The organism is Staphylococcus sp. GDH8C109P (genome assembly GCF_017893405.1).
Taxonomy (GTDB): Bacteria; Bacillota; Bacilli; order Staphylococcales; family Staphylococcaceae; genus Staphylococcus; species Staphylococcus cohnii.
In genome coordinates, this window is the sequence record NZ_JAESMX010000019.1 from 296,394 (window position 1) to 309,631 (window position 13,238).

General features: G+C 31.5%; 8 protein-coding genes. 2 read left to right on the top strand and 6 right to left on the bottom strand.

The genetic code is table 11. The annotated features are described in order from the left end of the window. Positions 1–43 precede the first annotated feature (43 nt). Positions 44–886: a Cof-type HAD-IIB family hydrolase gene (locus KA867_RS10995; protein WP_210138039.1), complete on the top strand. Its 843-nt coding sequence runs from the start codon at positions 44–46 to the stop codon at positions 884–886. Between the two features lie 28 nt (positions 887–914). After that, positions 915–2,237 (top strand): CoA-disulfide reductase, encoded by a 1,323-nt coding sequence (locus KA867_RS11000; RefSeq protein ID WP_210138040.1) that lies wholly within the window; start codon positions 915–917, stop codon positions 2,235–2,237. Positions 2,238–2,491: 254 nt separating this feature from the next. On the opposite strand, the gene KA867_RS11005 is transcribed toward KA867_RS11000, so the two are convergent. From KA867_RS11005 to lepB, 6 genes are all read right to left on the bottom strand, one after another. Beyond that, complete coding sequence (locus KA867_RS11005; RefSeq protein ID WP_019469044.1) at positions 2,492–2,881, bottom strand: YisL family protein; 390 nt, start codon at positions 2,879–2,881, stop codon at positions 2,492–2,494. 229 nt (positions 2,882–3,110) lie between these two features. After that, the gene (locus tag KA867_RS11010) at positions 3,111–4,016 is read right to left on the bottom strand and encodes a fumarylacetoacetate hydrolase family protein (RefSeq protein ID WP_210138041.1); all 906 of its coding nucleotides are present in this window, start codon (positions 4,014–4,016) and stop codon (positions 3,111–3,113) included. Between the two features lie 120 nt (positions 4,017–4,136). After that, on the bottom strand, positions 4,137–5,276 hold the full coding sequence (locus KA867_RS11015) for a DUF418 domain-containing protein (RefSeq protein ID WP_210138042.1): 1,140 nt from the start codon (positions 5,274–5,276) through the stop codon (positions 4,137–4,139). A gap of 25 nt (positions 5,277–5,301) precedes the next feature. Next, on the bottom strand, positions 5,302–8,973 hold the full coding sequence (gene addA / locus KA867_RS11020; protein ID WP_210138043.1) for a helicase-exonuclease AddAB subunit AddA: 3,672 nt from the start codon (positions 8,971–8,973) through the stop codon (positions 5,302–5,304). Further along, on the bottom strand, positions 8,970–12,434 hold the full coding sequence (gene addB / locus KA867_RS11025) for a helicase-exonuclease AddAB subunit AddB (RefSeq protein ID WP_210138044.1): 3,465 nt from the start codon (positions 12,432–12,434) through the stop codon (positions 8,970–8,972). Before addB ends, addA begins: the two co-directional genes overlap by 4 nt. A gap of 229 nt (positions 12,435–12,663) precedes the next feature. Next, positions 12,664–13,236: a signal peptidase I gene (gene lepB / locus KA867_RS11030; protein WP_107384475.1), complete on the bottom strand. Its 573-nt coding sequence runs from the start codon at positions 13,234–13,236 to the stop codon at positions 12,664–12,666. Between the last annotated feature and the right edge of the window lie 2 nt (positions 13,237–13,238).

Below are 13,238 nucleotides of genomic sequence, written 5' to 3' on the forward strand. Positions count from 1 at the left end.
TATGATATTCATACATCATTTATTAAATTTAAAGGAGATTTACATGAGTTCTTATTTAATTTGTTTAGACTTAGACGGAACACTGTTAAACGACGACAAGAAAATTACACCTTATACTAAAAAGGTTTTAACTACATTGCAAAAGCAAGGACACAAACTAATGATAGCAACAGGCAGACCATACAGAGCCAGTCAAATTTATTATCATGAGCTAAATATGAACACGCCTGTAGTAAATTTTAATGGTGCTTTCGTGCATCATCCAAAAGATGATCATTTTAAAAATAAACATGAAGTACTAGATTTAGACTTATCACATGAAATCATTCAGTCACTAAACAACTTTGGTGTCTCCAATATTATTGCTGAAGTAAAAGATTATGTCTTTTTAAATAATTTTGATCAAAAATTATTTGATGGCTTTTCAATGGAAAACCCTAAAATAGAAACTGGTGACTTACTTAATTCCTTAAATGAATCACCTACTTCAATTTTAGTTGAAGCTGAAGAGTTTATGATTCCTAGAATCAAGCAAATGCTTACACGTTTCTATGCAGAAAACATTGAACACCGAAGATGGGGCTCACCTTTCCCAGTTATTGAAATCGTAAAACAAGGTATTAGTAAAGCAAGAGGTATAGATTATGTAAAATCATATTTAGATATGGATAGAAATCATATTATTGCCTTTGGGGATGAAGATAATGACTTAGAAATGATAAAATATGCCAAACATGGTATTGCTATGGAAAATGGTTTAGACGAACTAAAACATGTCGCAAATCATGTAACTTATTCAAATAATGAAGACGGTATTGGTCGTTATTTAAATGATTTCTTCAATCTAAATATAACTTATGAATCAGTAGTAGAATCACATATTTAATTATTAAATTTATAGGAGGCTATATACTATGAATAAAATTGTAGTGGTTGGGGCTGTTGCTGGTGGTGCAACCGTTGCTAGCCAAATCCGAAGATTAGACCATGAGAGTGAAATCATCGTTTTTGAAAAAGATAGAGATATGAGTTTTGCTAACTGTGCACTGCCTTATTATTTAGGAAATGTCGTAGATTCTAGAGACAAAGTATTAGAAGCAACCCCAGAGTCTTTCTATGATTCTAAAAAGATTGTTGTTAAGCCTTATCACGAAGTAACTGCAATTAATGACAAAACGCAAACAATCACTGTTTTTAACAAACAAGACAATACAACGTTTGAAGAAAAGTATGACACTTTAATTTTAAGTCCAGGCTGTAGCGCGAATGCTTTAAACTTAAACAGTGATATCAGTTTTACATTAAGAAATATGGAAGATACTGATGCCATCGAAAACTTTATCGAGCGACAAAACGTTAAAACAGCACTTGTCGTTGGTGCGGGTTATATTGGATTAGAAATATTAGATAATTTACATCATAGAGGTATTGATAGCACATTAATACATCGTTCAACTCATGTGAACAAATTAATGGATAGTGATATGAATCAACCTATTTTTGATGAAATGAAAGCAAGAGATATCAACTATCGTTTAAATGAAGAAATTGTAAAAGTGAATGGTCGTGAAGTTCATTTTAAATCTGGTAAAGTTGAACACTATGATTTGATTATTGAAGGGATTGGCGTTAAACCTAATTCAGAATTCATTCAATCATCAAATGTAACTTTAGACAGTAAAGGTTACATTCCAGTAAACGATCAGTTTCAAACGAACATTGAAAACATTTATGCTTTAGGAGATATTATTACTTCTCATTATCGTCATGTAGACTTAAATGCACATGTACCTTTAGCATGGGGGGCTCATAGAGCAGCAAGTATTATAGCAGAACAACTAGCAGGAAATACTTCTGTACACTTTAAGGGTTATTTAGGTTCAAATATTGTAAAATTCTTTGATTATACCTTTGCCAGCGTTGGTGTAACACCACAAGAATTAGATAACTTTGATTATGAAATAGTAGAAGCTAACCAAGGTGAACATGCAGGTTATTACCCTGGAAATACTAAGCTACATTTACGTGTCTATTTCGATAAACCTAGTAGACGTATCATTCGTGCAGCTGCTGTAGGAAAAAATGGCGCTGATAAACGTATAGATGTTTTATCTATGGGCATGTTACAGAAATTAACCATTGATGAGCTTACTGAGTTCGAAGTTGCTTATGCTCCACCTTATAGTCGACCAAAAGATATTATCAACATGATAGGCTATAAAGCACGCAATAAATGATTATTGAGCACTAATTCAGAGATAGAAATCATTTCATATTGATTTATTCAACGTCATAAGCACCATCACTGTTTAATTTATATATGTTTTCAGTTTAATGTTAGCAGTGATTTATGTCGACTCTTGCGGGAATAGTACTAGCCGAAGACTATAGGCTAAGACAGTACTTGCGGAAAGCGTGCAAAAAAAACTGTCGACAAAGCCGGAGACTTTGTCGACAATCTGAGCGGAGACAATTAAATGTCTCCGTTTTTTTACATACCAAACATTTGTGTGATTGGGCCTTGCGGTAAAATAACACCAATAATCATAGTAATTATAATTAATGCAATCGTGCCCCACATCATACCATTGCTTGATTGTCCTTTTTTGCGTTTTGTAACTGTCACTTCCATTAATGCTACTACAGCAACACCACATATCATTTTCAATGTTAATAACATATGTCCGCCTGAATTTCCATCACCAAATGCTTGAATCCAGATCCAAAATCCTGAAATTAAGACTAAAACCATGAATAATCTTAATAGCATATGAATTGGTTTAAAATAAGGTGTTGCACCTTGTTTTTCTGAGAAATTAAAATAAGCTGCGAAAAACAAGATAATTAATAATACCCAACTTGCAATATGCATATGTAACATATATAATACCCCCACACTATTTTAACTTTTTATAAAAATATAAATACATAATAACTTTTAATCACAAAATTAAAAGCATACTTTTCTAATCATACTGAAAAAGTATATTTTTTTCAAAAAAAGTTCTGCACTTCACATTTTATCTTTATTTTCAATTTAAAGCAATATCATTACTTTGTTTCAAAAAAATTAGGCTAACTTTATTATCATTAGCCTAATTCATTTATTTTTATTTTTCTGATATGAAATTTGTTAACGTACCAATATTATCAATCGTTACTTTTACTTCATCACCCGGTTGTAAGAACTTAGGAGGTGCCATGCCTGCACCCACACCAGCTGGTGTACCAGTAGCAATAATATCACCAGGATGTAATGCTACATATTTTGAAATCTCTTCAATCAATTCATCGATTTTAAGAATCATTTCTCCTGTATTACCATCTTGGCGAATTTCATTATTTACTTTAGTTACAATATTTACATCTTCAGGTGTTGGTAATTCATCTTTTGTTACAATATATGGACCAACTGGGCAACCACCAGTTAAACTTTTAGATAAGAATGCTTGGTCCTGTTCGTTTTGAGCTTTACGGTCAGTAATGTCATTAATAATTGTATAGCCATATACATAGTCAAGCGCTAAAGCTTTAGGAATTTTTTCACCTGATTTACCTATTACAACACCTAGCTCACCTTCATAATCTAACTGGTCTGTAATATCTTTATGGTTTGGTATTACACTATTATCACCCGTTAACGATGAAGCTGCCTTTGTAAAGACGTATAAACGTTGTACCTCATGATTTAATTCACTTGCGTGGTCTTGATAGTTACGTCCAAAAGCAATCACATTATTTGTTGGCGTTACTGGAGGTAAAAACTCAATATCTGTAAATGCAACTTTATATTCTTCAGCTCTACCGCTATCTTCTGCCGCTACGACTGCTTTACGTACTTGTTCTTGGAAATCTAATATTTGGTTTTGTTGAAGACCATTCAATAATGTCTTAGGATGAAAGTCTCCTTCCGCAAAATCTGCAAAGACTTTTTTCAAGTCCCAAGCAGCTTCTTCTCTTTTAACTTTCACACCATAAGATGTCTGTTCATTATGTCTGAATGATAAAAATTTCATTCAATATCAGCTCCTCATCTATATCTTATTACATATTATAACTATATTTAGTAACAAATCACAAATAAATACCCATTATTTTCAAAAAATTCAATAAACACTGTCTTAGATATCTCATCATTATTTTAAATAAGTCACTTTACGCCACAACCACTCAATAGGTCCATATCTATAAAATTTCAGATATATATAACAGAAAATAAGTTGCAAACTATATACAATAAATACGATAATATAAGATTCATAAAGTGGCAGCTTATTATAAAAACCTAAGCCTACAAAAATAAATGTAAAAATAAAACTTTGCATTAAGTATACTGTTAAACTTAATTTTCCTGGATACTTAAAAATACGCATTATTTTAGAAAACTGGTTAAATTGACAACAATAGATAAACAATACTATGTAACCAAATGCTACAAGTGGGCCACCAATCATAGCGCTAATAATAGCAAAAGCTTGATTTCCATAATCAATTACATATGGCATTTTAAAAGCATATCCTACAACTAACATAGCAGATACATATAAAATATGACGATGACGACCTTGATTAGATTGTACTGTTTTAATTAAGTTGTATTTTTGTGCTGCCATTCCTAAGAACACATACGGTAAAAATTCAAAATATGCAGAAAAAGTTACTGTATCTATAATATTATAGATATTTTCAGCAACATTTATTTTTAAATAGTTAAAATATTCACCGCTTTGCTTTAAGTTGACGACTTCAGAAACAGTATATCCGCTTATGTTAATAGTACTGTATGGATCATCGAAGAATGTCACTAAAAAAGTAGGTAAAATCAATATCAATACTTTTATTACAAACAAAACAATACCTATCTTTAAAAGTTGCTTCGCATTTTTTTTAATAAATAATACTGCAATCATCCCAGTAAAAGCATAGCTGAATAAAATATCACCTGAAAAAAGTAAAAAACCGTGCAATGCACCTATTATTAATAAAAATATTAATCTCCTATAAATAAAAGGATAGTATTTCATTGATCTTTTTAGACTATGGTTATACATTATGGCTAAACCATAACCAAATAAAAAAGTGAAAATGGGATAAAAAGAACTAATCACCAAAAACGTAACGCCTCTTAATAAACTTTCATCTATACCCTTCACTAAATCAGGAAGAAATGATTCTTCATAGGGCATACTAAAAGTCAAAATATTCATCAATACAATGCCTAACAAACTGAACCCACGTAAAGCATCCAATTCAAATATTCTCTGCTGTGTCGACACTGTTTAGCACCCCTTTATCAAAGCATTATTTTATCGACTTATCATCTATTGAAAGCTGACCAAATTTAAAGAAATATAGATAGCCTTTAACAGATTCACCAAGGATGGTCTGTAAGGTGTTTCTATAATATTCCATTTGTATTTTATAACGAGTGCGTAGTTGATTTCCGACTTCTTCATCTGACATATGCAAACGCCTATTAAAAGCATCTGTTTTATAATCAACAAAGTAATATTGATCATCTTTAATAAAAATTAAATCAACCATCCCTTGAATAATTGATGCATCTGTTTCTCCATCTTGCAACTGGTCTACCTTTGCTTGATTAACAACGAAAGGTAATTCACGATAAATATAATCACTTTGCGCTATCGCAAGATACAAATCGCTCTCAACAAATTTATAAATATCTTCAAATTGAATGTCAGCTTTTGCATCTTTAGGAATAATAGATTTAACAATTAACTGGTCAACAAATGCTTCAATTTCTTCTGAAGTTAACCTTTCTTGTTTAAATGGCAAATGCTGCATGACTGTATGCATTAATGTCCCAACTTCATTTGCTTTTCTTTTAGTTTGATGACTTAAAAATGCAGGTCTTTCGTATGCAGTCGTACCAATACGATACTGTCGAACTCTATCATAATTTGTATCCGCTTGTTCCGTTTCTAATTGTCGTTTCAATTCAGAAACAGACTGTTTTGAAGGTTTTACCATGGCTTCCTGATACGGATAGACGTAAGTTAATTGTTGATGTATTTGCGTTTTTAAGGTGTCATTGCCACTATTCATATTCTCAATGTCACTAACAGTACGCTGCTCACTATCTGAAATAACTTGTTCTGAAGCAACATCTTCATAAAATTCTGTAGTCAATTTCACATAAGGTTTCATCGTGGCATCAATATCATCTACCGATTGCTCGAATCGCATTTCACTTGGCAATGACGATGATTGATATTTTGCTAGTATTGGATATATCATATCAATCGGTCTTTGGGCTGTAATTCTATAACTTACTGGTAAATGTGTTTCCGAGACAGAAACCTGCTCAAGCTGTGTTAATTCCTTCTCATCTTTAACACGACCAATCAAAAATAATTGTTCCTTAGCACGTGTCAATGCCACATAAATCAATCTCATCTCTTCGGAAACCATTTCTTTTTCTGCGATTGCTTTCAAAGTGACTGATGATAATGAAGGATACGCTAAATTTGATTCAACATCGTAATACGTCATACCAAGTCCATAATTTTGGTTTAAGATTACAGGTTTGTGTAAATCGTCTCTTCTAAATTTACGTGATAAACCAGAGTAAATAACAAATGGAAACTCTAATCCTTTACTACTATGAATTGTCATCATTCGCACAACATCATCATTAGGACCTATAATATTTTCTTCGCCGAAATCTTTTCCGCGATCCATAAGTTCATCAATAAACCGAATAAATTGATATAAACCACGAAAACTAGAATTTTCAAATTCTACTGCTTTATTAAACAATCCATATAAATTCGCACGTCGCCCTTTGCCACCAATAAGGCCACTAAAATATTGAATAACATAATGATCATTGTAAAATTTATCAATCAGTTGATATACAGGATGATTTTGACTGTAGTCTTGATACATAGCTATATCATTTAAAAATGATTTTAATTTTTTGACTAGTTTCTTATTGGCAACATCATTATCCATATAATGTTGTATAGATTGGTAAAAATAATCATCATGAGGACTAAACACTCTAATGTTCGATAATTCATCTTCTGTAAATTGATAAATAACTGAACGCATTAACCCGACTAAATAAATATCTTGTAGCGGGTTGTCAATTGTTCTTAAAAAGGACAATATCAATTGCACTTCTGTTTGTTCAAAATACCCTTCCTTACTATTCACATGAAACGGAATATTATGATCTTTAAATGCTTGTTGTATTTTTCGCGCTTGCCCATATGACCTTTCTAAAATAACGATATCTTTGTAATTAGGTTTTCGATATTGTTGTGTTTTAATATCATAGATTTCATGATTATTCATTATTTTTTCAACTTGTTGTACAATGTATTCTGCTTCTTGTTCAGAACCATTTAAATCAGAAGATGCATCTTCTACTAACATATTTAAATTCACATCATGTGGCTTGTTGTCAAAGGGAGCTCCATAATATAACTGTGCTGCATCATCATAGTTAATCTCTCCCACTGATTCATCCATCATGTGTTTAAATAAATAATTAGTTGTTGTTAATACTTCTAATCTTGAACGGAAATTTTGAGATAAATCTATACGTAAACCATATGATGAACCATCTACAGTAAAGCGATTATATTTTTCGATAAACAAACTAGGATCTGCTTGTCTAAATTTATAGATCGACTGTTTTACGTCCCCTACCATAAATAAGTTGCCATCATGTTCTGCGCCACGTTTAATACAAGATAAAATCTTTTCTTGTACTCTATTTGTGTCTTGATATTCATCTACTAAAATTTCTTCGAACTGTTCACGATAAGCTTGTGCAATGATTGAAGGTGAACCATCATCATTTGTTAAAATTTTCAAAGCAAAATGTTCATAATCTGAGAAATCTAAAATATTTCGACTGCGTTTTTTTTGATTAAAAAGTGTTATGACATCTTTGGTAATAAGACCAAGATAAGCTACTCTAGGTGCTAAACGTTGCATATCTACTTTTAGATTATCTGAAGATCTTGAAAAATAATCATTTTTAACTTTTGACACTAATTTTTTATAATTATCGTAATATGCTTTACCATCGTCATAAGCATCTATCATCATTTCATTTGCTTCTTTAATCTTTTTATCTTTTCGAGGAAATGTTTTTTCGAATTCGTGTTGCACGATTGCCTCATGATTGATATGACCATTTTCCATAGCTTTACCTAAAAATTTTTGTTCTTTCTCGATAACTGCAATTTGTTTATCAACTTGCTCAAGCATCATAAATAAATCATAACTTTTATTTAATGACTCTAACGCTGATTCCATAAATATCATAGCCAACTCATTAAGCAATTTTAATAATGCTTCCTGTTGTGCTTCATCTTTATATGGTGTTGAAAGATGGCTTAACCAATTCAAAGGATCGGGATTAGCAACACTAAAGAAATACATTTTTTTTACAATATCTCTAAGTTGCTCATCATTTCTATCTGAAGACAATTGTTCAGTCAAATCAACAAAATGAGGATCTAATATATCGTAATGTTGTTCTAAAACTTCATCAATGGTTTGTTCAAGTAGCAAAATATTTTCCGCTTCACCACTTGTTTTAAAGTTTGGATCAATGTCTAATACATCGTAATGTTGCTGAATTAACTTTAAACAAAAACTGTGAAGTGTAGAAATTTGAGCTTGATGAATTTTAATGCGTTGATTCTTTAGATGTGTATTATCAGGTGATTCAATAAATGCTTCTTGAATACGTTGGTCTACGCGTTGCTTCATTTCTCTTGCACTAGCATTAGTAAATGTTACAACTAATAAACGATCTACGTCGATTTTATCTCTAAGAATGCGTTGAATGATACGTTCAACTAAGACCGCTGTTTTACCAGAGCCTGCAGCTGCTGCTACAAGTATATCTTGATCTTTTGCAAAGATACTTTTCCACTGATTATCGGTCCACCTTGTATCAGCTGGTTTTACAGGAATCTCACTTATCATTCTTCTTCCTCACTTTCTAACTCCATATTTTGTATCGTTTCAATCGGGTTAATTGTTTCATCTACAGTTCTATAGCGTTTACTATCAATCATGCCATCAACATGACAGACTGGTTTATAGCTACAGAAATCACATGGCAGTGTTTGATTATACTTCATGGGTGCTACTTCTGTATGTCCGTCCATAATATTAGATGCTGTTTCTATAAAATTTTGTTTATTATGCTGAATTAATTTGTAAATAGTTTTTTCGTCCGCAACTTTACTATTAGATTTAATACCACCGTCTTTTTTTAAACCTAAAGGTACAATATCTGAATTATAACTTGGTTCTATTCGCGTATCAAAAGCGTCTAATACTGCTTCATCACTATTCAATAAGCCACTTAATTTAAAAGATTGAATAAATTCTAAATCTCTTTTCGTCTCATTTAATTCATTCCATGCAAGTTTTATACGTGGTTCATGAACATGAAAATATAATAACCCACCTGGTTTAGTCATATTCGTTAGTCCGAGTCTAGATTTATTTTGTAATACAATGTCCATATAGGTCATCATTTGCATTTGCATACCATAATAGACTTTTGTTAAATCTAAGGTTCCACTATATTTTGATGATTTATAATCAATAATATTTACAAAACTTTCATCTCCATGGTTATACGTATCTATCCGGTCAATTTGTCCTCGAATATTGATAGGAACTCCTTGTGTTGTTTGTAAAGGCTGAGCATATAGCTCTTGATTGTCCCTTGGTTTTTTTCTGAAGCTAGCTTCAAAGCGTTGCGGCGTAAATTTACTGTAACTACCTTGATATTTTAACGCGGTTAAAGTTGTTTCTGCTATTGAACCAATGCGCTGTGACAAATAGCGATAATAAGCTGTTGAATTTAATAAATTAAATTGTATCTCTGGAAGAATTTCAGATAATGCGTCACTCGTTAATTTTTGAATTTGCTTTATGTTTAAATTTTTGAAGTCACCATTAATTTTTTCAGAGATAAATTTTAATACTTGATGGAATATGTCACCTAAATCAAAGTTTTCCAGTTTATATTTTGTACGTTCATTAAGTCGTAAACCATGTGAAGCAAAGTGTTTGAATGGACATGATTGATACCCTTCAAAACGTGATACGCTAGCATTAATGGTCGTACCATATAAATCTTTTGATAATGCCTCACTTAATTGTACTGTTTTATTATCGTAAGTGAGTGCTGATAATAAATAACTAAGTCCAGCATTTAATTTCTCATCATCTCTCATAACTTGATATGTATCTAACCATGTGTCTGCGACAATTTCTTCATCAAGCCACGCTTTGAGTGATTCAAATAATGCAATTTTTGTTTGATGTGGGTGTTCCATTAACGTTAGTGGATTTGCTTGATGTTGACGATGAATGTTTTGTACTTCAAGATTTGTAAACAGTTGCTGAATTTGACTTAAAAATGGACTTGCTTCTTTTTCATCTCCACTTGCGCCCATTAATGAATACGAGAATGTCACTTCTGAACGCCCTCTCGTCATAGCAATATAGCAAACAAATGCTTCATCCATTTGTAATATATCTGATGTTGGACTTAATTCAATCTCAGATTGTTCTTCGAAGTATTTTTTCTCTTCATCTGTAATTAAGCCTGAAGCAGTTACAGTCTGTGGTAAAATACCGTCATTTACACCCACTAAATACACATGTTGCTTATTATCAACTTTTGCTAGGTCCATGGTACCAATGCTAACTTGATCAAGTGTTTGAGGAATCATTACAAATTCTAATTGATCCAAGCCAATATCTAACAACTCTAAAAATCTACTTTTTGTTAAATCTTGAGTTCCAAATACTGTAACTAAATCATCTAATGTTTGAATAAAACCATGCCATATTTGATCAATTTCTTCTGCTTTACGGTGTTCGCCTTCAGCATCTAACGTATCACGTTCTGTCATTAACTGGCTGGGTAAATCAAATGATTCGATTGCTTCATAAAATGCCGTTGCAAAATCAACAGCTGTTGTTGCATTAGCCATTTGATTTTCAAAACGCATAATTTTATCTATCACATCTACTTTTAATTGGATGACTCTCTCAAATGTTTCACGCTCTTCTTCTGTTAAAGGTTGTCGTTTTAAACCCATTTTTCTAAATTGTTCAATTTGGAAATATTTATCATCTATCCAACGTTTTCCATAAATACCACGTTCTAATACAAAATTTTCTAAAATATCAATTAAGTATTGGCTGTCTTTAAATTTTTTAGTTAAAATATTTGTTTTAAACAAACGCATGAGTGGTTCAAAGTTCCAATTTGTCTGGAGTACTTCAATTAATGAACGGAACATTTCCATTATAGGATGATGCGTCATTGATGACTTGACGTCAATGTTATACGGGATGTCATATTGGGGTAAAATAGATTCCATTAAATATGCGTATGTCTCATCTCTATATAAAATAGCAATATCTTGAAAACGTCTACCCAATTCACGATTTTCTTTTAGAATGCGTCTTGCAACTTCATTTATTTCTTCTCGCATCACTGATGATTCTATGATAGAGATGTGTCCTTTTGACGCAATTGGTTCAAATTGCAATGCATTAAAATTTTGTTCTAAATGTGTTAAATCGTCGTGAATGAATCTTTGTTGTTGATAGAATTGCTTAATATTTAAATCAATATTTAATTCACTTGCGATATCTTGCATATGTGTTAACGATTCTGATGGCTTTCTAAATAAACTAAAAATATCTTTATCTCCATCAGTAGTTAAAGCAACTGTAACTTTTTTAGTATTTTGAACTAATGACCGAATGATTTGATATTCGATTGTAGAAAAGTTATGAAATCCATCAATATAAATCTCAGCACGTTGTAACCATTCAGACTGATTCATCACCTCAATAAATCGTTGCAAACTATCCTCAGTAGAAATATATTCTCCACGAATTCTATCCTCTAAATGTTTATATATTAACGCAATGTCTTCTAATTTATGCTTAGTCCTCGTTTGTAAGTGGTTGGTTGCTATATAATCTTCAATATGTTGTGGTGAAACTGCATATTTCTTAAAATCTTGTATTTGTTCATATAATTTTTCACTGAAACCATAGTATTTCACTTGTGATTGATATAATTTCAACTGTGACTGATGTTGTTGAATAATGTCATAAATCATCATTTCAGTACCTACTTTGGATAATTGTTGCTCTGTTAATCCTCCAACTTCTTGAAAAACACGATGACTTAAACGTTCAAAATGGAGTACTTCAGTTCTCAAACTGCCATATAATAAAGGATCGTTTACAAAAGCTTGTTCTAACTGAAAAGTGTTTTGGGTTGGTGCGATTAATATAATAGGATCCCCTAATGGATTTTGTTTCATTTTTGTTTTTATTTCTTCTATTACACTGTATGATTTACCAGTGCCAGCTCTCCCAATATAAGCATTGAATTCCATTGCATACAACAACTCCTTTGATTTATATTTTAACATATTAAGTATTGTACTTTGTTTATTAGTCTATGTGATTTTCCTACATTTAAGTTCCTATATTAATTAAATACTGTATATCTTTCATGTTTACAAAACATTCTCAAACGGTTAACAAACCTTAAATTGTACAATCGTTCTATAAAGAAAAAACCTGAGACATTTGTATGTCTCAGGATATATATGCATATATTTTCTATTCATAACTGACATCTGGATTAAATCCAAATGTCATCTTATTAAGTGGCCAATATCTAAATGAAACTTTACCTACCACCTTATCTTCATCAATCAAACCAAATGAACGACTATCTTTACTTACTTCACGATTATCACCTAATACTAACAATTTCCCTTCTGGAATTTTGTTTTTACCATCAACTTGATTAATTTCTTTTGTTTTATAAGTACCTGTAATATATTCACCTAGTTTATGTTTTTCATTGTAATCTAAATAAGGTTCATCAACTTTTTTACCATTAACATATAATTGATCTTTTTTATATTCAATGTTATCTCCAGATGTACCAATGATACGTTTTACATAATCTTGTTCTTTATTAGCGTGGAATACAATGACATTTCCTTTTTCTAAATGTCCTAGTTTTTGACCAATCATATTTACAACTACGCGTTCACCGTCTTTTAAGGTTGGATCCATAGAATCCCCTTTAACTGTGTATGATTTTGCAACAAAATTTGTAATCAATAATACTAACGCTACTGCGACAACAATTGACACAATCCATTCTAGTATCTCTTTTTTCACTT